The sequence below is a fragment of the Flavobacterium sp. MFBS3-15 genome (assembly GCF_026107645.2).
In the GTDB taxonomy this organism is placed as follows: Bacteria; Bacteroidota; Bacteroidia; order Flavobacteriales; family Flavobacteriaceae; genus Flavobacterium.
The window spans coordinates 34,275-56,575 of sequence record NZ_JAPCHV010000001.1; the positions used below are offsets into that span (position 1 = coordinate 34,275).

Genomic DNA, 22,301 nt, shown 5'->3' on the forward strand with positions numbered 1-22,301 from the left:
ATACGGAGGTTTTTTTATAATTTGAAAAGTTGCTTAGTTGATAAGCGCCTTCAGAAGCTCAGGATTTGAATCCAGTTTTGCAAGCTGGTCTGAATCCAGTAACGACTTTATTTTTGTTTCCATGTTCTGTGCAATAACGGCCTTACGCTCGTTAGACAGGTTTGGGTTCGTTATAAGTGTGCGGTGCTTGGTTTCGAACAGGCCTTTATAATCTTTTTTCTGGTCTTCAGTCAAATCAAGTGATGAAGACATAAGTTCAAGATCCCTTGAGGCAGCTTTCCTTACTGCTTCAACATCATACGATTGTTGTTTAGCCGTTGCGGGCGCAGCTTTAGCAGGCGCAGGTGCTGCTTTAGCTTTGGTTTGCTGTGCATTGGCGTTTACTCCGAAAGCCAGCATGATAACGAAAAGAGCAATTATTTTTTTCATGATAAACGGTTATTTGTTTAGTGTTTATATGCCAAATCTAACTAATTTGCTAAACATCGCAAAACTTTAACACTTAAAATTTATCTGCGCCACCTCTTTTTCAAATTTTCATGTTTTTTTGTGATTTTTTCTTTTCGCTCGCTTTTCATTGCCTGAAACTTAGCCAGTTGTTTAGCGTCCAGTGTTTTGCTGAAGAAAGCCTTTGCTGCAATTTTTTCATCCATTAGTTTGCTTTGCATGGCAAAACGCTCATCCGAAGTGAGCTTTTCACCCGCCTGGTGCTTTGCTTTCATAGACGATCTCATTGTTTCATGCTCTTTGTTCTTCTTTGTAAAATACGCTTTTATGTCGGCTTGCTGCTTATCGGTAAGGTCAAGTTCAAGGGTTAGCTTCTTTGTTTGCAATTCTGCCCTTTGCTCAGGAGTGAAATGCTCTATTTGCCCCCTGTCGTGTTTTTTACCTTCATGCTTTCTTTCCCCATGCTGGGCATTCATGGTTACACCTGCCATCATTGCCAATGCTAAGATCCACATTTTCATAATTTTAATTTTTGAGTTTATATCCATAAGACCGCTATTAATGAAAAAGGTTTAAAAATTGGCTGAAATATTTTTTGTAATCCTTTTTCGCCAATTACCTTTGCACCGTGAAAAAAGCGGTCATGGCCATAGCATTGATGATACTCCTTAAACCGGTTCTTCCTGTTTTGGACTACATTATCAATTATGAGTATATAGCCAAAGAGCTTTGTGAAAACAAGGCAAAGCCCGAGCTCCACTGTAATGGTAAATGCCATCTTGCGAAAGAGCTTGCCAAAGCTGCTGAGGATGAAAAGCCTGTTTCCGAAAAGAAGTCAGGCCATGCGGAAGTTGAGGTTTTATTCTTCGAAACACTGCCGCAATTCGCTTTTTCATCAAAAACCGGTTTAAACTCTTTTGTTGCCATGCCGGAATACTGCAACAGCTATTCCCATCTGGATGCATCTTCGTTTTTCCACCCGCCTGTATTTATTTCGTAAAGAAGTTTTTTTACCACAAGGGTCACAAGGACTTTTCACAAAGTTCACAAATTGGTCTTGTCTTGTAAAAGGGCGCAAATTTTACGCTTCGCTTTGTGAGCTTCGGCGTACAGCTTTGTGAAGCCAGTGAAGTCCTTTGTGCTCTTTGTGGTGAAAAATATCCACTTGTGGTAGCGGCCTCGCCGTATGAGGCTATTTGCTTAACGAATAAATACAAATCAAAATGAAAATTCAATTAAAATACATAGCGGCCCTAGTAGCGGCAGCAACCCTCTTTGTGTCATGCAGCAGCGATGACAGCACAACTGTAAACCCAAATGCCTTTGGTGATGCCGAGGTATATTTTGACAATGGCGTGGCCGGCGATGCGCTGATCCTAGGCACAACTTATACCAACTCCAATGGCGAACGGCTAACCATCAACAGGCTCAACTATATTGTGAGCAATTTTATACTTATCAAAGAAGACGGTACCGAATACGTTTATCCGAAGGAGGAAAGCTATTTTGTTATCAGCCAGGAGAATGACATGCTTACCGTCCATCTTGAAAACATCCCCGAAGGCGATTATAAGAAAGTGCGTTTTGGCATTGGTGTCGACCAGCAGCGGTATCTGCAGGGCGAAACGGCACAGCAGAGTTTTTGGGATTTAGCAGCGGCCAATGAGATGACCTGGACATGGAGCACCGGTTACCGATTCATCAATTTTGAAGGGACGTTCAATACCGCAGCATCACCTGAGGATAAGATTTTCCAGGTGCACCAGGGCAGCAACACCGCAACCGATAATTACCGGGAGATAACCCTTAACCTGCCCACAACAGCCCGTGTACGCGAGGGTGAAGTGCCGTCCATCCACGTGAAGACTAATGCCAACGTAATACTGGACGGGCAGCAAAAGATAAAACTATCAGATAATTTAAATCCTGCCGGTACGGGAGCAGCCATCATGGGCGGGGAAAACCTGATTACCATTGCGGGCAACACGCTGAATATGTTCTCTGTCGACCATGTGCATAACGGCGGAAGCGGCCACCACGAATAGTTATGCTGCGGTTCATTTACACGGCAATGGCAATGGTTTTGCTGTTGCCGTTAACCTCATGCAGTGAGGATAAAGATTACGTTCCGGTTAATGAAGCAATGGAGTTGGATGTGCCGTCAAATTTCCCGGCATTGGCACAAAATGTTTCAGTCACTAAAAAAGGGTTTGAGCTTGGCAGGAAGCTGTTTTATGATGGCCGCCTTTCGGCAGATGGTACTATATCATGTTCATTTTGCCATGAGCAGGGCTACGCTTTTACGCATCATGGGCACCAGTTTAGCCACGGCATCAACAACCAGGAGGGAACCCGCAACGCCCCGGCCGTGCAGAACATGGCTTTCCAGAGCGAATACTTTTATGATGGTGCCTCCAACAGCCTGGAGATGCTGTCTATTGTCCCGATACACAACCCGATTGAAATGGCGGAAACGTTGGAAACCATTGCCGATAAGCTCAAAACCGACCGGGAATATATAAAGCTTTTCAGCGAGGCGTTTGAGGATAAACAGGTCTCCTCAGGAAATATCCTGAAAGCACTGTCACAGTTCATGGCTATGATGGTGTCGGCTAATTCAAGGTATGATAAGTATGTGCGCAAAGAACCGGGCGGAAGCCTGACCCAAGAGGAATTACAGGGGCTTCAGCTGTTTCAAAGCAAATGCGCCACGTGCCATGCTACCGACCTGTTTACTGATAACAGTTTCCGTAACAACGGCCTGCCGCCGAACCCGTTCATTAATGACAAGGGACGGGAAATTGTGACAGGCTTTGCTTCGGATGCTTATAAGTTTAAAGTGCCCAGCCTCCGTAATGTGGAGAAAACCACGCCCTACATGCACGACGGGCGTTTCGGGTCGCTGGAGTCGGTGCTTAGCTTTTATGCCATGGGAGTACAGCAGTCGGAAACACTCGACCCGCAATTGAATCATGCCGGCGTGTTGGGCATTCCGATGAACACCGACGAAAAGATAGCCATTATCGCTTTCCTGAAGACCCTTACTGATGAGGAATTCCTCGCTAATCCATTATTTTACTACAGAACCTGATGAAAAAAATAGCCTTTTTTATTTTAATGACACAAATGGCATTCGCCAATACCCCGCCACGCAATTTTACAAAGTATCTTGAAGCTTTCGACTGCGATGCCTGTGGGTGTTCGGCCAGTGGCGGGGGCATGGGCTTCAGCTCGATGATCAATGGTAATTTTGTGGGCGTGCGCTACTTTCACCAAAGCTATTCCAGCCTTGACGGTATTTTCAACAATTCTCCGTGGGTCGATGAGAACTTCAATACTGTACAGGCGTGGGCGCGCATACCGGTGGCCAAAAATCTGCAGGTGTCTGCCCTGGTGCCGTACCATTTCCATAACCGCAGACTTGCTACGGGAGAACAGTCCATAGATGGCCTTGGTGATATAACCGTATTGGGATTATATACCCTGTACCAAACAAAGAATGATAGTGTGCCCTTCCGCCACGTCCTGCAAATGGGCGGCGGAATTAAAGCGCCTACAGGCAAATACGACAGTGCCAATAACGGCAGCGTGAACCCCAGCTTCCAGGTAGGTACCGGAAGCTGGGACTACCTGTTGGCTGCTGAATATATTATAACCCGCAATAATTTGGGGCTGAATGCTATGGTGAACTACACTTTTAAAACGGAGAATAGTGAGAAGTACCATTTTGGCGACCAGTTCAATTATGCCGCAACGCTGTTCTATATGGCTGGTGGAGACAAACTAACTGTTGTGCCACAGGCGGGAATAGCGGGAGAACTGTATGCCGCCAACAAGCAATATGGCGAAGATTTGCCCGATACCAAAGGCGACATCCTTTTTGGCAAGCTGGGCGTTGAAGCCGGCTTGGGTAAATTCTCAGTGGGTGTGGCTGGTATGCTGCCCATCAGCCAAAACCTTACCGGCGGCAGGGTAGAGGCAAACTACCGGTGGTCGGTGAATTTGAATTATAGTTTGTGATATACATAAAACCCTGTAAAATCTTAATTGCTCTTGCAGGGTTTGCCTTTTTTTAATTTGCCTTAATGATTTTAAACCATTGTTTTGCGCCTGCGGTTTCAAGACTGGCAAAATATATTCCGTCAGCACCATCAATTTCTGCTAAAATTTCGTCGGAGTTGCCATAGGTGCGTTCCATAACCAATTTACCGGAAATATCGGTAACTTTCAGTTTTACTTCTGGGTAAATGCCGTTCAGGGTGATAGTGAAAAGTCCATTTGTAGGATTTGGCGAAAGTGAGGCAGATGCCGGTTTTATCTCTTCAGTATTTAGTATGATCTGCTCGCTAGTTTTCGGCTTAAACTTTGTAATTACGGCATCGGGTCCTAAAGTTGGGCCAATACTTTGCCCATAAAAATCAATTGGTCCTCCCTGGTTATAATACCAAAGATTACGCTGGAGGTACCCATAGCCTTCGCTGTCCATAAAATAGCCGGACGTATAATTTTGCATAAGGTTTCCTGGCTCATTATCCCCACTTTTGCTCAGGTGCAAAAGATTTCCTTCTAGGTCATAGGAGGCGATGAACAGATCGGAAATATTTAATGATAGATTGGCATATCCGTTATTTCCGTTTATTATAGCAGTTGCCGTTGGTGTGTCATATTCCCAAAAAGACCCGATTATGCTAAGGGAATTGCCATGCTTTATCATTTCGTGGATATATCCGTGCTGTACAACCGTTGACCCGGTAATCCATTGCCAGTAACCAGTCGGGCTTAATTTGGCTAGGTAAAACCCTGCGTGTTCATTTTGGGTAATTTCTGAATCGTCGGCATTTGTCAGGACATGCACGCCATTGCCAAAATTTTTGCTTCCACAAACATAATTGTTTCCATCGGGCATGGTTACGATCGACCCAACACTTGCATTTTCACTGGTAACGAGCCACTGCGCGTCACCTTCAGGTGTAAATTTGGCGATATACATGCTTCCCCCGTAGGTACCGTTCCATCCTTTTTCAAGGTAGTCATCTTCATCGGCATCATATATTTTCAGGTTTATCTCATTGCCCCCATGAACATAAATATTATTATCCGCATCAAAGGTGAAGTTTTCAACAGATTCCCTATTCACGGCATATATATTAATCCCGGCATCCCACAATTGTTGACCGGTTGGTGAAAATTTGGCAATATAATAGTTTGCATCATCACCTGATATATCAGAAAATGTATTTATATATGTATCGTTGATGTAGGTGCTACCGCTATTTGTATATGGAAACATGCCGCCAACGATAATATTATCATTGCCATCGATGGCCACACGCTTAGGACACATACCAGTTGTTACCATCTTCCAGATGATTTCACCATCAGGGGTAAGTTTGATGACGAATGGTGCCGGGTATTCAAGTTGCGGAGAAATAGCCTGAGGTATTCCTGTAGTATCATAAATGTTACCGTCAGAATGCCCGACAATAAAGATATTTCCTTGGGAATCAGTATCAATCGACATAATTACATTTCGTTCTTCATTTTCAGCTTTTTCAGTACGTACTACCCACTGAATATTTCCGTTAAGATCATATTTTGCCAGGTAAGCACCGTATTTATCAGTAAGGTCATAAGAGTTACCGTCCCGTGAATCAAGGGTAAGGTCATTATAATAACCGCACGTAAGAAAACCTTCCTCCACCTGGTGCATATCCAAAGATTCTATATCCCATCGATAGGGCCAGTTATAGTATTCTATCTGCCCATTGTATATGTCTTCGCCTTGCTGGATCAATGTCCAGACTTCCTCCTGCTCTTGGCAGAAAGAGTATTGTGAAAACAGACATAAGATAGCGATAAGGATATTTTTCATAATGGTTGACTTGGTTCTCAGGCGAAAATAATACTAATTTCTCAACTGCTGAATAGTAAAATGTTATCTTTTCCCACTTAGTAAATTAGTCTTTTGGTTTTAGGGCATATCATTAAAAGCAAAGCCCCTGAATTTTATATTCAGAGGCTTTTAGTATTGTAATATGATATTTACCCTTTAAACTCAACCGTTTTGCTATCGCCTTCCACGGTCACTTTTACAAGGCCATGCTTGGATAGCCCTTTCATGGCGGCATCCCATTTCTTGCCGCTCAGGCCTGCCTGTTGTTTTAGTGCGTCAAGTGCCAGCTGGCCGCTTACTTTTAGCAGTTCGGCTACGGCTTTTTCGTCTTCGGTAAGTTCGAGGGCTTTTTTCTCCGGCCTCATTTGCGGGAAGAACAGCACTTCCTGTATCGACGGGTTGTTGGTCAGGAACATGATGAGCCTGTCCATGCCTATGCCAAGCCCTGATGTAGGCGGCATCCCGTATTCCAATGCGCGCAGGAAGTCGTTATCAATGAATTGCGCTGCCTCTACGTCGCCACGCTCTGAGAGCTTCAATTGTGCCTCGAAACGTTCGCGCTGGTCGATAGGATCGTTTAGTTCGGAATATGCATTTGCGATCTCCTTGCCGCATACCATCAGCTCAAAACGCTCGGTAAGCTCAGGGTTGTCGCGGTGTTCCTTGCACAGCGGGCTCATCTCTTTCGGGTAATCGGTAATGAAGGTTGGCTGTATGAAGTTGCCTTCACATTTTTCCCCGAATATTTCGTCGATAAGCTTGCCTTTGCCCATGGTGTCATCTACAGCGATGCCCATGCCTTTGGCTGCTTCATATATTTCTTCTTCGGTCTTGCCGGATATGTCAAAGCCTGTAAACTGCTTGATGGCATCGGTCATGGTTACCCTTGCATACGGCGCCTTAAAGCTTACTTTATGCTCGCCAAAAGTAGCGTCGGCAGTACCGTTCACGGCTATGGCGCAATGCTCCAGCAGGCTCTCGGTAAACTCCATCATCCAGTTGTAGTCTTTATAGGCAACATAGATCTCCATGGCAGTAAACTCTGGGTTGTGCGTCCTGTCCATACCCTCGTTACGGAAGTTTTTCGAGAATTCGTATACGCCGTCGAATCCGCCCACGATGAGCCTTTTCAGGTACAGTTCGTTAGCAATACGCATGTACAGCGGAATGTCCAGGCTATTATGGTGTGTAACGAACGGCCTTGCAGCAGCGCCACCCGGAATAGATTGAAGGATAGGGGTTTCCACCTCAAAATATCCTTTATCGTTAAAGAACGAACGCATCGCATTGAAAAGCTTTGTCCTTTTTATGAAAACCTCCTTTACCTGCGGATTTACCACAAGGTCTACATAGCGTTGGCGGTAACGAAGCTCAGGATCGGTAAAGCTGTCGAATACTTTTCCGTCGGCATCTGTTTTTGGCATCGGCAACGGACGCAAAGTCTTACTGAGCAGGCTAAAATCGGTCACTTTGATCGTCATTTCTCCTACCTGAGTGGTGAAAAGTTCACCTTCTACGCCTATAAAATCGCCAAGATCGATCAGTTTTTTGAAAAGCTCGTTGTATTTTACCTTGTCTTCACCGGGACAAATTTCGTCGCGGTTAAAGTAAAGTTGGATTCTGCCTTCGCTGTCCTGAAGCTCGGCAAAAGAAGCCTTGCCCTGTATGCGTACGGACATCAGCCTTCCCGCCACAACTACCTGTTTACCTTCAGAAAAGCTTTCCTTCACCTGTTTCGAGGTATGGTCTACCGGAAAAAGGTTGGCGGGATAAGGATTGATGCCGAGATTCCTCAGCGCATCCAGTTTTTCTCTGCGGATGATTTCTTGTTCTGAAAGCTGCATGATAGTTATGATTTTAAGGCAGCAAAGATAGTGATATTGTGTAAAAAAGCAATTTGGTTTTGCGGTTGGCAATTAAACAAATCATGCCAATTTTCAGCAGATTATGAATAATGTCGTAAACTGATTAATCTAACTCGTGTAATTCGTTGCAAACTACTATATTTGAAGCACTAAATCAATTCAAAAAATGAAACAAGGATTACTATGGGCCCTGGGCCTGATGATGGCGTTTTTTACAACATCATGTACATTTAGCGAAACCATTGTTATTAATGAAAACGGTTCGGGAAAGGTATCATTCGATATTGACGGTTCAGGGCTTATGGCCATGGCAGGGGACAAAATGGCTGAGGAGGGTGAAAAGCGCATCGACTCGTCATTTACATTTAAAGAAATGTTGGCCGAAAAAGCCGACAGTATAGCAAAATTGCCTAAAGAGGAACAGACAAGGCTGAAGAGCCTGGAGCGTTTTACGGTTAAGATGCTGATGGATCCTGCTTCAAAAGAAATGGTGATTAATATGTTTGCTGATTTTGACAAGGCCGATAAGCTTCAGGACATGATGAACCTGTTCGGCAACCTGAACAGCATGAACAAAAAGGCAGGCCAGCCGGATATGGGCGGCTTGTTCCAGAATGGTTCGGAAGTGAGCTATGCTTATGACGGCAAGAAATTCAGCAGGAAGGTAAAGATTGTTGAGAAGCCTAAGAAAAAAGATGATGAGGGCGATGAAGAAATGTATAAGGCTATGTTTGGCGAATCAAACTATCAGCTAAACTATACGTTCCCTAAGAAAGTAAAAAAAGTATCAAATAAAAATGCGGTAATAAGCGCCGACAAGAAAACGGTAACGCTTACATATCCTCTTAATGAATTCTTCGATAATCCGAAAGCCATGGCGATTGAAGTAGAGTTTGAAAAGTAATCCTGATATAATGAGGACTACGAAATCCGGATGGGCAGCCTGTCCGGATTTTTTATTATGTAATGGCTGTTGTTTTGTTTTGTAACTTTGTAGTGCATTAGCATTTATGACAATGAATAAGACAATACAATTCCTTGAGCTGGGCCAGATGGACTACAAGGAGGCCTGGGATTACCAGGAGCAGCTTTTTAAAGAGATACTCGACATAAAAATCGCCAACAGGAGGGAAGAATCGGCTACCGAAACGCCAAATTACCTGTTATTGATAGAGCACCCACACGTATATACTTTGGGTAAAAGCGGCGACATGGCCAATATGCTGCTCAACGAAAAGCAGCTTGAGGCGAAGGGTGCGTCATTTTATAAAATAAACAGGGGAGGGGACATTACCTATCACGGTCCCGGCCAAATTGTGGGCTACCCGATATTGGACCTTGAAAATTTTTTTACAGACATCCATAAATACCTGCGCCTTTTAGAAGAGATGGTAATACTCACCCTCGCAGAATATGGCATTGCCGGTACGCGCAGCGAAGGCGAAACAGGCGTATGGCTCGATGTAGGCACTCCATTTGCCCGTAAAATATGCGCCATGGGTGTACGCGCGTCTCGTTGGGTAACCATGCATGGCTTTGCATTTAACGTGAATGCTGACTTGGGTTATTTTGACAACATCATTCCATGTGGCATTCGCGGAAAGGCTGTAACGTCATTAAATGTAGAACTGGGAGTGGAAAAGGTAAATGAAGATAAAGTTAAGGAAAAACTGCTGAACCATTTTGCCAACCTTTTCGAAGCAGAATTACGGATTGTAGATCGTAACGTGCACATCTTCTAAAATATCGAACTGCAGTTCCAGTTGGTCGGGCAATAGCCGAAACGACTTACGATGGTATTTTGTAATCCCGTATTTCCTGATAGCCTCCCTGTGTTCTGCTGTGGGGTAACCTTTATTTTTCTTCCAGTTATACATAGGGAACTCTTCATGAATACGGTCCATGTACTCATCTCTGTAGGTTTTTGCCAGTATGGATGCAGCGGCAATGCTCAGGTACTTGCCGTCTCCCTGCACGATACAGCTATAAGGTATGTTGTTTACGGGTTTAAAGCGGTTGCCGTCTACAATAATATAGTGTGGTACCGGATTAAGTTGGGTAATGCATTCCTGCATAGCTTTAATAGAAGCATTGAGGATGTTGATTTCGTCTATCACTTCCGGCTCTATATGCTTCACGTGGTAGCATAGTGCGTGATCCTGTATAATTGGGCGGAGATGCTCGCGTATCTTTTCAGTAAGTTGTTTAGAGTCATTCAGGAGGTCGTTCTGAAAATCTTCAGGCAATATTACCGCAGCGGCGGTCACTGGCCCTGCAAGGCAGCCGCGCCCGGCTTCATCAGTACCGGTTTCATATAAATGTTCTGAAAATTTCAAAGCCAGCATAAACCCTGTCTCTTATTTTTACGTATATCCCTGAAGCAAAGATACTCCCGATAAAGTTAAATTTAAAATTAATACATCCTAATTTGTGATAATTATTATTTTTGCTAATCCATGTTGCCTAAAAATGTATTTTTGCTGGCTTTCAATGGAAAATTGCTATTAAATTATTAACTATTTACAATCAAAAAATGAAAAAAAATACAATGAGGGCTGTTTTACTTGCAGGGTTTTTCCTTGCAGGATTTTCGGCTCTTGCTCAGACAGCTGAGCAGCGCAAGCTAATCGTTAAGGATAATAATCTTGAAGAGTTAGCGAGGCTTGAGCAGGAACAAATAGAGTTTCGTACGAGTAATTATGCCGAGGCTTTAAGGCTTGCGGGAATAAACGGCTGGCCTTTGGAGAAAAAGGGCAGCTGGGGTGAGCGCCAAAGATTGATGGGTGTAACTGAAGACGGAGTTCCGCTATATTTTACAAATTATAATCTTGGTGCTGCCATAACAACACGTGCAAATAAGTTACATCCCGGTGGCGGTATGGGGTTAAGTCTTACCGGGCAGGGTATGCTTGTTGGTGTTTGGGATGGAGAGCAGGTACGTATATCACACCAAAATTTTGGGGATAGGGTGGAGATTGGCGATTCTTTTATTGGATATGGCGATCATGCAACCCATATCGCAGGTACAATAGCAGGTGGAGGTACTGGTAATGCTGCGGCAAGGGGTATTGCTTATGAAGCAAATATCAGGAGTTTTGAAGCTTTCGGTTCCGATACTCCTGAAATGATTCAGCAGGCTGCACAGGGAATGCTGGTTTCGAACCACTCGTATGGGTTTACGCCATTCAGTGCCGGTACCGCTTTTTGGGGGGCTTACTGGAGTTATGCAAAAATCTTAGATGATATTACCTTTAATGCTCCCCGCTACCAACCAGTAGTTTCTGCGGGTAACGATAATAATCAAAATCCTGCTAACAATCCTTCGAAGTTTGGTTATGACCTTGTAAATTGTTACGCAACGTCGAAAAATGCAATTGTTGTTGCTGCGGTACATGGGGTAAATAATTATACGAGCCCGAACAGTGTTCAGATAGCTAACTTTAGCAGCTGGGGACCTACAGATGATAACAGGATTAAGCCGGATATCAGTGCGAAAGGTGTTGCCGTGTTTTCAAGCTATGCCACTAACGACACTGCTTACGGTACGATGCAGGGAACTTCAATGGCTGCTCCGGGAATTGCCGGTAGCTGTATATTGCTGCAACAGCATTATAACAATGTAAATGGTGTATTCATGTGGTCTTCAACGCTGCGTGGGCTTGTTGCGCATACGGCAGACGAGTGTGGCGACTGGGACGGTCCGGATCCCGCTTTTGGCTGGGGATTGATGAATTCCCAAAAAGCTGCGCAGGCTATTTCAGATAATGGCTCGGTTTCTATTGTTGAGGAAAAACAGCTTACCCAAGGCCAGCCTTATACAAGGACTGTAACTTCTGACGGGGTTAATAAGCTTGTTGCAACGATTTCGTGGACTGACAGGTCGGGAAATGCAAATACCGGAACAGTAGACCTTAGTACACCAGTGTTAAGAAACAATCTTGATATCAGGGTTACAAAAGTTGGTGGTGAAGAGTATATGCCGTGGAAGTTTGCTGATTTTATGGCTGATGCAGCGATACAGGGCGATAATAATGTTGATAATATTGAAAAAGTTGAGATTGAGGGTGCTTCCGGTGAATATGTAATTACTGTGTCTAATAAGGGTACGCTTGTAAGCGGTGCGCAGAATTATTCCCTTATTGTTACCGGTATTGAGGAGACTGCAGGTATAGAAGATACGGCGTCGCGTATGTTTAATGTGTGGCCAAATCCTGCTGATGATCAACTTACAGTTTCCCTTCCGTCAGGTATTGAAGGTGAGGCTAATGTCCAGCTTTTTGATATTCAGGGAAGGGTTGTAGCGCGTGAGAGCATGTCCTCTCCTGAGAGCACTATTAATATTGACGGTCTGTCTGCAGGAATGTATATTGTGAGTGTGACCAATGGTTCAAAAACTCAAACAAAAAAGGTGGTAATTAAATAAGATTCTAAAAAAATTAAATAATTTTCAAAATATAACGCAACCTTTTTCAACTTGAGGTATCTAATAATAAAACGTCAGCTTTGGTTGACGTTTTGTTTTAATTCAAAAAATGATACCTTATGTGGGCAATTATTATCAATCTTTTGTGGTTTTTTCATTTACACTAAATATTGTTAAAACTTTAGGAAGTATTGCAATGTTAAAAGTTTGTTATATTAAAATAAATTAATAGATTTGCAACTTAACTAACTCAAATTAATTTAATATGAAATCAAAGTTTACTTGGATTTTTACGCTGTTGCTGGCGTTTTTTATTCAGTTTTCCTTTGCGCAGGAGAGAACAGTTACAGGGGTTGTCGTTGACAACACGGGAATGCCAATTCCCAGTGCTACTGTAAAGGTTCAGGGTTCTTCTGCTCCGGGTGTTCAGACTGATTTTGATGGAAACTATTCCATTCAGGCAAAACCTGGTGATAAAGTGGAAATCTCTTATGTTGGAATGCAGACTCAGGTGGTTACTGTGAGTGCTTCAGGGACAGTTCCTAATGTAACGTTAACCGATGATCCTACTGTTTTGGATAATGTCGTTGTTGAGGGTTATAGGAATTCGACCAAGCCGCTTTCCAATATTGCCGTAACTACTGTAACTGCAAAAACCATCGAAGGCAGGCCGAATGCGTCGTTTATTCAAACGCTTCAGGGCCAGATTCCTGGTTTGAATATCTCGACAGGTTCAGGTCAGCCGGGTGCTAACAGTACAGTTATCCTAAGGGGTTATGGATCTATTAATGGTAAAGTTGAGCCTTTATTTGTAATCGACGGTGTACCGTTGGATGCAGATAACTTCAGGAGTCTTAACCCGAATGATATCGAATCGGTTTCAGTTCTTAAAGATGCCGGTGCAACATCAATATACGGTAACAGGGGTGCTAACGGTGTTATCATTGTTAAGACTAAAAAAGGTACATTCGATTCGCCGCTTCAAGTTAAGTATACAGGTATTACGAGCTTTACTGAGATGCAGAGCAACAAATACAACGTGATGAATTCAAGGCAGCTTTTAGGTCTTGAGAAGACAGCTCAAAGAGGATATGGTGCGAGCCTTACTGATGAGGAAATCGCTGCTTATGATATTAATACTAACTGGAAGGATGTTCTTTTCAGGACGGGTACTTCGCAAAACCATGTATTGAGTCTTACGGGTGGTGGTAAAAACCTTTCGGCTTATACTTCAGTAGGTTTCTTTGATCAGGAAGGTATCCTTATCGATACAAGGCTAAAAAGGTTTAACTTTAGGAATAACCTAACAGGCCGTAGTAATGATGGTAGGTTTAATTACTCTACTGCTCTTACAGTTAACTATTCAAGAAGGGACGAAGCTTCGAACATCGGAACAGGTAACGTTAACATCAACCCTGTGTTGGGTGCTAACCAAGGCGTGCCTTACATTAGCCCGGACTGGTATACAACAAGCCAGGCTCTTGTGGATATGTACCGTGCTGATGCTACAGATCCTAATAACATAGGTGCTGGTTCGCTACTGCTTTCTCCGCTTATGCAGCTTGATATTATGAAAAAAGGTACCCTTCAAACTGAAGAATTGAAAATGATCGGTAACGTTCAGGCGAGCTACAGGCTTACGGATGAGCTTACTGCAGGTACTACTTTTGGTGCTGACTATACTCAGGCTACCGGCCTTCAGGTTCAGGATCCTACTTCATTCAACTCATTGTTCTTTGCTCAGGCTGGAGAGGAATATCTTGGATGGCAGTTTGAAAGCTTTGCAAGGAACGTTTTGTTCAATACAAACGTGAACCTTAACTTTACGAAGAGCTGGGGTGATCATACACTTGATGCTTCTGCATTTACAGAATACTTTAAAGGACACTCTAAGTCGTTCAACTATGCTCAGAATGGTTTGGATCCTAAAGTTTTTGTGCCGGGTAACGGTGCTGGTTTCATACCATTCGATCCGGGTACTCCTACATTCTATCTTCCCGAAGTTGCTTCAGGAAAAGGAACTGCAGGTCTGTTCTCGTACTTTGCAAGCGCTGACTACGATTATAAAGAGAAATATGGTTTGAGCGCTACTATACGCAGGGATGCTTCTTACCGTTTTGCTGAAACAAACCGTTGGGGTACTTATTGGTCAGTATCTGGTCGTTGGAATATTGACAGGGAATCTTTCATGGAGGGTTCTGTGTTCCAAATGCTTAAGTTAAGGGCTTCTTACGGTACTACAGGTAACCAGAACATCTTCGGTGAAAGTATATTTAACGCTCCTAACGGTGCAAGGACTTTATTTGCACAAGGTACAGGTTATGCCAATCAGCCTGCTTATATACTTGGTCAATTGGGTAACCCGGACCTTCAGTGGGAAACTGTTGCGCAGGCAAACATAGGTGTTGACTTTGAAGTGTTCAACAGGAGATTAAGAGGTACTTTTGATGTATATCGCAGGACTACTGATGACCTGTACCAGGAAGCACAGTTATCGGCTATTACAGGTACATATGAAATACTTGCAAATGGAGGTTCTTTGCAGAACCAGGGTGTTGAGGCGTTATTGGCATATGATGTTATTAAGTCGAACGACTTCATGCTAACACTAAACTTTAATGGCTCTTATAACCAGAATAAGTTGCTTGATATAACTACCGTTAACAACTTCCGTGATCTTGGTCTAACCGCTCGTGACGAAGGTGGTTCTCTGGGGCAGTTTTATCTTATAAAGTATGCAGGTGTTAACCCTGCAAATGGTAACTTGCTATTCTATACTAAAGATGGACAGCTTACAGAAAATCCTGATCAATTGGACGATAGAAGGCTAACAGGAAAAACTTCCATCCCAACTTATCAGGGTGGTTTTGGTTTCGATGCTTCATATAAAGGTTTCTTCCTAACAACTCAGTTCTCATTCGTAGCTGATATCTACAGGTTTGATTATGACCTTGAAGGTCTTCAGGATCCAACTGATATCGGTACATGGAATAAAACTACTGATCTTCTTAATGCATGGACACCTGATAACAGAGTAACTGATATCCCGTCTTTGACATTGACAAACAAAGGTATGGATGCTAACTCTGACAGGTATTTGAAAGATGCATCTTACGTAAGGTTAAGATATATGAGCCTTGGCTACAGCTTTAGTAATAAATTGTTGGAAAAAACTCCATTCACAGGTCTTAGGGCTTATTTCCAGGCAGAAAACCTGGTTACATGGACCAAGTGGAGGGGATGGGATGCTGAAAGTAACCGTGGTGCTGACCAATATCAGTATCCAACTCCGAGAATTCTTTCTTTAGGCCTTGAAGTACAATTTTAAAAAAAAAGGAAAATGAATATGAGAAATTTTAAAGCGATTTTGTTTGTTATTACTGCTTCAATGTTTGTAGCTTGTGATGACGCTATAGATATCACGCAGCCGAGCGAGTTGCCGCCGGACAGGGTTTATGAAACCGTTTCAGATATGCAGCTTGGCCTCAACGGTGTTTATGCCAGTATTCCTGGTGAAACGCAGATTTATTTCACCTCTCTGTTTACTGATGAGACTGCTATAGGCAGGGGTAATGGTGGACAGGGTACTGACGGTGAACTTGCATTTATGCTTAACGCAAATTCAGGTGATGCGGCTTCAATCTGGTTGTCGAATTATTCACTTATCAATGCTGCCAACAGGCTTATTCATGGTGTTGAGAATGTAGTTATCCAGGAGGATGATCCTACTACTGCAGATGTAAACGAAGATGAGACTGCTTGGTATAACCATATCCTTGCCCAGGCTCATGCTCTTAGGGCCTTCGGCCACATGCAGCTGCTTACTTACTTCTCTGAGGATATGACCGACGATTCATCTTTGGGTGTTATCCTTGTTGATTTTGTTCCTGAGGATATTTATGCACAACTTCCAAGGAATACTACAGGAGAGGTGTTTGCACTTATAAACAGTGATCTTGATTTTGCGTCAACTAATCTTTCCGTTACAAATCCACAACCGGGCGACAACGCAGGTGCTGAGTATGATAATACCTATATAAAGCCTGGATTTATAACTGCTTTCAGGGCGCGTATGGCTGCCTATAGAGGTGACCTTGCCAGCGCAAAAGCTTTTGTTGATGAACTTGATACAGCTGTTTATAATACCGATGCGGTTACAGGATACAACCTTACTCCAAGGGCAAACTACAAAACTATTTGGAGTGATGGCCCATTGAACCCTTCATTTGATGAAGTTATTTTTAAGGTAAACAGGGCTAACCCGGGTGGTAATACCACAGGTAATTTTGCTCAGGTATGGTCGTCGATCAACAGTACTGTAGACGGATCTCCATTTTTTGAAGTGAACAGGGCTCTTTTCAATTTGGTGTATAACACATCAGATATCAGGGAAGAAGTTATTGTAGACCCTACTGCTGAAGTTCTTCCAAACTATAATGATCCTTCGGTTAGCGATTACCAGTATTTTACTGAGGACATCCTTCCTGTAGGTAAGTATCCTGGTAGCGAGAACCTTGCGTTGCTTAATGATATCAAAGTTTTCAGGTTTTCTGAAATGGTACTTATCAGGGCTGAATATTTTGCAAGCATTGGTGACTTTACTAATGTAAGGGCTCAAATCAATTCAATCAGGAGCGTACGTTATTCTCCGGGATCTGGTCAAGTAGGTCCAATTAGTAATGCGACAGATGCGTGGAAGGCCATTCTTAATGAGAGAAGGATTGAACTTGCTTTCGAAGGGCATAGGTATGTTGACCTACGTCGCTTAGGTCTTCTTGCCGACGAGCAGGTTGATCGTGACCCAAGGGATTGTGAATTCAACGGGTTCTGTACCATTCCTTCGGATGACTATAGGTTTATAATGCCTATTCCAAGAGCTGAAACAGCTGCTAATACAGTGATTCAGCAAAATCCAAATTATTAAACAATTAAATTCTAAGAAAAATGAAAAAGAACATATTTAAGTTCGCTGCACTGTTCATTTTTTCTTCAGTAATGCTTACGAGCTGTGAAGAAGAAACGGTGACTTTTGATGGCCGCAACGGCCAGTCGATAGCTGCGTTCAGGCAAGATGCTCAAGAGCTTGCTGTGAATTCAGAGGGAGAATCTTCAGTGACTGTTTTAGTTGATGTTACTACTGTATCAAATCAGGACAGGGCTGTTGTTGTTTCGATTGATCCTGATCGTTCAACAGCCGAAGCTGCAGATTATGTTATTGATCCTGCATCACTTATTGTTCCTGCAGGAGCATACAATGCAGAAATTAAAATATTGGGTAACTTTGATGAATTGCCTGATTCAGGTTCAGTTGATCTTGTGCTTCTGCTTGATAGTGTCGAAGGCGCAACTCTTGACACCAGGCAGGAAACTTCAGTTTCTATTTTCAAAGTTTGTCCTATTACCGAAAGCCTTGCAGGCACTCACACCTATGTTCAATACGATATTAGTGTTGGTAACGGTAGCGGAGGAATACAGCAAACACTGTCTGGCAGCTTTGATGGAACTATAACGTGGACTGAGAATGGAACTCCAGATAGTGGAAAATATTTTATAGGAGACTTGTCTTTCGGTATGTATCCTACAGTGTATAATGACGGTCCAGCTACCGGTACAGGCGTAAATAAGGCCGGTGTTGAGTGGGTTTGTAATAAAATTAAAGCTACTGGTAAGGATCAATATGGTGATTCATTTACATATACTATGGTTAGTGTTTCTGGACCTATAATGACTTTTAAGTATATTAATGGTTACGGTGACAGGGGGACAGTTGATCTTATCCGTCAGGATGGCGAAAACTGGCCTGATATCATGCAGACTAACTAATATTAAAATTTAATATTTTAAAGGGCTTTCATACGAAAGCCCTTTTTTTTGACGTTACCTGAATATTCCTGTTTGTAAAATTTAATTACATTTGCCTAAATTTATTTTCAATGCAAAGAATTTTAATTTCTGTTTTTCTTTTGTTGTTGCCGGCATTGCTTTTTTCCCAGGAAAAGAAAAAAGGAAGATTAAATTCTCAGTCAAAACAGGCTCCTATAAGATCTGTAGAGCGGACGGATAATGATAGGGATCAAGAACCTTCACAAGCCTCTGATACCATTGCTACAGTTGATATGTACAAAATTATTACGATTGAGAGAGATACGACTATTGTAGATACTTCGCTTACCATACAGTGGGAATACCGTAATAATTACCTCCGCAAGGATAATTTTGGGCTCCTGGCATTTCCGAATGATGGACAGACCTACAATACGCTTGATTATGGTCTTACCAAATTCAATCCTTTTCCTGAGTTTGGCTTCAGGGCGAAGCACTTTTCCTACCAGGAAGTCGAAGACATCAATTACTATAACGTTGCGACGCCTTACACGGATTTATTTTATCGTTCTACACAACAACAGGGCCAGATACTTGATGCATTAATCACAGTAAATACTTCTGAGAATCTCAATCTGTTTGTAGGCTACAAGGGTATAAGGTCTATTGGAAAATACATCAATTCCATTTCCAGTAATGGTAATTTCCGCATTGGGGGGAGTTATAATACTGCAAATAAGAGGTATGTACTGAAGACCCATTTTACCGGCCAGGATCTTTCTAACCAGGAAAATGGAGGTATATTGAGGCCTGATTATTTTGAGTCCGGCGAAGAGCCGTACACTAATCGGGAGCGGCTTGAGGTATATTTTACCGATGCTACTTCAATTATGAAAGGCAATCGTTTTTTTGTAGACCACACTTTCAGACTCAATAAGGATAATCCCAACAGTCTTGTTTTCCATCACAGGTTTAACTACGAAACCAAATTTTACGAATACACCCAGCCAACCCGCAGCAACAGGTTTGGGGCTTCTTATACAACCTCCATTAATAATAAGACCAGGTACAATATGATGTATAATATGGTTGGAGCTGCATATAGTAATGAGAATATTGGTATGCTGGAGTTTTATGTTGAGGATTATAATTACAACTATTTTTACCGCACCATAATCCTTAATCCCGATGGATCACTGGGAATCCCGAATGCTATTAACGACCGGATTAATACTTACGGTGCCCGCTATACCTATCAAAAAGATAAGTTAAAGGGGTCCGCCCTGATATCAAACTCTATAACCGACCAGTCACTTGCCAATATAGATGTTTCGGCCCGCTATGATTTTGATGAAAAGAATAGCGTTACAGCCCGTTACCAAAATATGAACAAGCTGCCAAATCTTAACTTCAGGCTATATCAAAGCGATTATAAAGCATACAATTGGTACCGGGATGACCTGAAAAACGAAAAAATAAACAGTTTCGAGATTGAGGCTAAAACCAAATGGGTAGATGCTTCAGTTCAGTATACCATACTGAATGATCATTTGTATTTCAGGAATGAGTTTGTAAATACGATTACCGCTCCCGATAATATTGATACCCTATATGTAAAGCCCCGGCAGTATGGCAACACCATCAATTACTTTTCAGCGAAGGTGGGCCGTGAATTTAGGGTGTGGCGTTTTGCACTTGATAATACGGTACTGTATCAAAAGGTAGACCAACAGGATAAAATTTTAAATGTTCCTGAATTTGTTACAAGGAACACACTCTATTATTCCCAATATCTTTTCAAGAGGGCATTGTTCCTGCAAACCGGTTTTACCTTCCAGTACTTTACAAAGTATTATGGCAATGACTATAACCCGCTCATTGGCGAATTTTTTGTGCAGGAAGAAAAAGAGTTTGGAGGTTTCCCGCTTATTGACTTTTTTATTAATGCTAAGATTAAAGAATTCAGGATGTTTCTTCGTGCAGAACATTTCAACTCTTCCATGACAGGATATGATTTTTATTCAGCACCGAATGTACCTTACAGGGATTTCACAGTACGTTTCGGAGTTATTTGGGATTTCTTCTCTTAGTGAGTTCAATTTCTCACTTAATAATTACAATTACTTTAAAATTATATGCAATATATTTGCAGGACTGTAATTAAACGACAGAAAACTATAATGAAATACGCAGATAACATACTTGGAACCATCGGCAACACACCTATGGTAAAGCTTAATAAGATAACTGAAGGAATTGATGCTTTGGTTTTAGCCAAAGTCGAAACCTTCAATCCCGGAAATTCTGTAAAAGACAGGATGGCTGTAAAAATGATTGAAGATGCAGAGGCTGATGGAAGGCTGAAACCCGGCGGAACCATAATCGAGGGTACATCTGGAAATACAGGCATGGGCCTCGCGCTCTGTGCCATTGTAAAAGGTTATAAGCTCATTTGCGTAATCAGTGATAAGCAGTCTAAAGAAAAGATGGATATCCTTCGTGCAGTTGGCGCAAAGGTTGTTGTTTGTCCGACTGATGTTGAACCAACAGACCCGCGTTCATACTATTCCGTATCAAAGCGCCTGGCAGAAGAAACACCAAATTCGTGGTACGTAAACCAGTATGACAACCTGAGCAATGCAAAAGCGCACTATGAGCAAACGGGTCCTGAGATATGGGAACAGACAGATGGTAAAATAACCCACTTCATTGTGGGTGTTGGTACGGGCGGAACAATTTCAGGTGTTGCTAAATATTTGAAAGAGAAGAATCCCAATATAAAATGTTGGGGAATTGATACCTATGGTTCGGTTTTCAAAAAATATCACGAGACGGGTATTTTTGATGAGAACGAAATCTACTCTTATATAACCGAAGGCATTGGCGAAGATATCCTTCCTAAGAATGTTGATTTCTCACTTATTGACGGCTTTACAAAAGTTACGGATAAGGATGCCGCTGTTTATACACGCAAACTGGCACTTGAAGAAGGCATTTTCGTAGGTAACTCTGCCGGTGCTGCTATCAAAGGACTTTTGCAACTCAAGGATGAATTTAAGCCGGACGACGTAGTGGTCGTACTTTTCCACGACAGTGGCAGCCGCTATGTGGGCAAAATGTTTAATGACGACTGGATGCGTGAGCGCGGTTTTCTTGATGAGGATATCACAAAGGCAGAAGATCTCATAAAAGGCCATTCTGACAAGCCGCTTGTGATTGTGCGTACCGAAGAACTGGTAAGCCATGCCATTGAGCGCCTTCGCAAGTACAAAATATCACAAATACCGGTAATTGATACCAATGGCTTTGTCGGTTCTGTTGATGAAACCGACCTTTTCCGCAGCTATGTGGAGGATAAGGATATTGCTGAGAAGCCGATACGTGAAATTATGGGCAAACCTTACCCTATAGTGCAGAAAAATACTTCCATCGAGGAAATATCAAAACTGATTAATAAGGACAACCAGGCTGTATTGGTAGATTTGGGAGGCGGCAAGCACCACATCATCACCAAGCACGACATCATTAGTTCGATAAAGTAATACAAAGCCCCGCATTTCGGGGCTTGTTTTTTTCAGGAATTCTTCTTGGTAATTATGCCTTTCATGGTGGCATACAGTCCCAACAGGCTAAAAAATCCGAAGAAAATTATATTTGCCAGACCCACTATTTTAATCATGGAGTAATCGTTGTCTTTATTAAAAAGATATATTCCTAAAAATACAAACGCAAAACACTTGCTGTAGCTCCTAATATTTTTATTGATTTAAGTGGCATAAACCTGATGTTTAAAGTTTTATATAAAGTTAGCCCTGCCAATTGATAAGAAATTGTATGATTGGGACATCTT

17 protein-coding genes are annotated in these 22,301 nt (G+C 42.4%); 12 read left to right on the top strand and 5 right to left on the bottom strand.

Annotated features, from left to right (window positions below):
• Nucleotides 1-33: 33 nt before the first annotated feature.
• Together OGH69_RS00175 and OGH69_RS00180 are read right to left on the bottom strand one after the other, a co-directional pair.
• A complete protein-coding gene (locus OGH69_RS00175) occupies nt 34-429 on the bottom strand; it encodes a hypothetical protein (protein WP_265172411.1) in 396 nt (131 codons plus the stop codon).
• An 80-nt stretch (nt 430-509) separates the two neighbouring features.
• Entirely contained in the window at nt 510-995 is a 486-nt protein-coding gene (locus tag OGH69_RS00180; RefSeq protein WP_265172412.1) for a hypothetical protein, read from the bottom strand.
• A 95-nt stretch (nt 996-1,090) separates the two neighbouring features.
• Between OGH69_RS00180 and OGH69_RS00185 the strand changes: the two genes are divergently transcribed.
• From OGH69_RS00185 to OGH69_RS00200, 4 genes are all read left to right on the top strand, one after another.
• Nucleotides 1,091-1,447, top strand: a complete 357-nt coding sequence (locus tag OGH69_RS00185; RefSeq protein WP_265172413.1) for a hypothetical protein — start codon at nt 1,091-1,093, stop codon at nt 1,445-1,447.
• 223 nt (nt 1,448-1,670) lie between these two features.
• On the top strand, nt 1,671-2,492 hold the full coding sequence (locus tag OGH69_RS00190; RefSeq protein WP_265172414.1) for an MbnP family protein: 822 nt from the start codon (nt 1,671-1,673) through the stop codon (nt 2,490-2,492).
• Nucleotides 2,493-2,494: 2 nt separating this feature from the next.
• Complete coding sequence (locus OGH69_RS00195; protein ID WP_265172415.1) at nt 2,495-3,538, top strand: cytochrome-c peroxidase; 1,044 nt, start codon at nt 2,495-2,497, stop codon at nt 3,536-3,538.
• Complete coding sequence (locus OGH69_RS00200) at nt 3,538-4,467, top strand: transporter (protein WP_265172416.1); 930 nt, start codon at nt 3,538-3,540, stop codon at nt 4,465-4,467. The genes OGH69_RS00195 and OGH69_RS00200 overlap by 1 nt, the downstream gene beginning before the upstream one ends.
• 52 nt (nt 4,468-4,519) lie before the next feature.
• Here the strand turns inward: OGH69_RS00200 and OGH69_RS00205 are convergent, their stop codons facing one another.
• A complete protein-coding gene (locus tag OGH69_RS00205; RefSeq protein WP_265172417.1) occupies nt 4,520-6,319 on the bottom strand; it encodes a T9SS type A sorting domain-containing protein in 1,800 nt (599 codons plus the stop codon).
• Between the two features lie 170 nt (nt 6,320-6,489).
• Nucleotides 6,490-8,184 carry a lysine--tRNA ligase gene (gene lysS, locus OGH69_RS00210; protein WP_265172418.1) on the bottom strand — a complete coding sequence of 565 codons (1,695 nt, stop codon included), beginning with the start codon at nt 8,182-8,184 and terminating at the stop codon, nt 6,490-6,492.
• 187 nt (nt 8,185-8,371) lie between these two features.
• Between lysS and OGH69_RS00215 the strand changes: the two genes are divergently transcribed.
• The gene (locus OGH69_RS00215; protein WP_265172419.1) at nt 8,372-9,109 is read left to right on the top strand and encodes a hypothetical protein; all 738 of its coding nucleotides are present in this window, start codon (nt 8,372-8,374) and stop codon (nt 9,107-9,109) included.
• Between the two features lie 112 nt (nt 9,110-9,221).
• Nucleotides 9,222-9,947, top strand: a complete 726-nt coding sequence (lipB, locus tag OGH69_RS00220; RefSeq protein WP_265172420.1) for a lipoyl(octanoyl) transferase LipB — start codon at nt 9,222-9,224, stop codon at nt 9,945-9,947.
• Here the strand turns inward: lipB and OGH69_RS00225 are convergent.
• On the bottom strand, nt 9,912-10,550 hold the full coding sequence (locus OGH69_RS00225; RefSeq protein WP_265172421.1) for a ribonuclease HII: 639 nt from the start codon (nt 10,548-10,550) through the stop codon (nt 9,912-9,914). The genes lipB and OGH69_RS00225 overlap by 36 nt on opposite strands.
• A 188-nt stretch (nt 10,551-10,738) precedes the next feature.
• On the opposite strand from OGH69_RS00225, the gene OGH69_RS00230 reads away from it, so the two are divergent.
• From OGH69_RS00230 to OGH69_RS00255, 6 genes are all read left to right on the top strand, one after another.
• Complete coding sequence (locus OGH69_RS00230) at nt 10,739-12,628, top strand: S8 family serine peptidase (RefSeq protein WP_265172422.1); 1,890 nt, start codon at nt 10,739-10,741, stop codon at nt 12,626-12,628.
• 265 nt (nt 12,629-12,893) lie between these two features.
• The gene (locus OGH69_RS00235) at nt 12,894-15,956 is read left to right on the top strand and encodes a SusC/RagA family TonB-linked outer membrane protein (RefSeq protein ID WP_265172423.1); all 3,063 of its coding nucleotides are present in this window, start codon (nt 12,894-12,896) and stop codon (nt 15,954-15,956) included.
• A 60-nt stretch (nt 15,957-16,016) separates the two neighbouring features.
• Nucleotides 16,017-17,552 (top strand): RagB/SusD family nutrient uptake outer membrane protein, encoded by a 1,536-nt coding sequence (locus tag OGH69_RS00240; protein WP_265172424.1) that lies wholly within the window; start codon nt 16,017-16,019, stop codon nt 17,550-17,552.
• 20 nt (nt 17,553-17,572) lie between these two features.
• A complete protein-coding gene (locus OGH69_RS00245; protein WP_265172425.1) occupies nt 17,573-18,451 on the top strand; it encodes a hypothetical protein in 879 nt (292 codons plus the stop codon).
• Nucleotides 18,452-18,744: 293 nt separating this feature from the next.
• Nucleotides 18,745-20,541: a putative porin gene (locus tag OGH69_RS00250; protein ID WP_265172426.1), complete on the top strand. Its 1,797-nt coding sequence runs from the start codon at nt 18,745-18,747 to the stop codon at nt 20,539-20,541.
• Nucleotides 20,542-20,631: 90 nt separating this feature from the next.
• Nucleotides 20,632-21,993: a pyridoxal-phosphate dependent enzyme gene (locus OGH69_RS00255; RefSeq protein ID WP_265172427.1), complete on the top strand. Its 1,362-nt coding sequence runs from the start codon at nt 20,632-20,634 to the stop codon at nt 21,991-21,993.
• Nucleotides 21,994-22,301 lie beyond the last annotated feature (308 nt).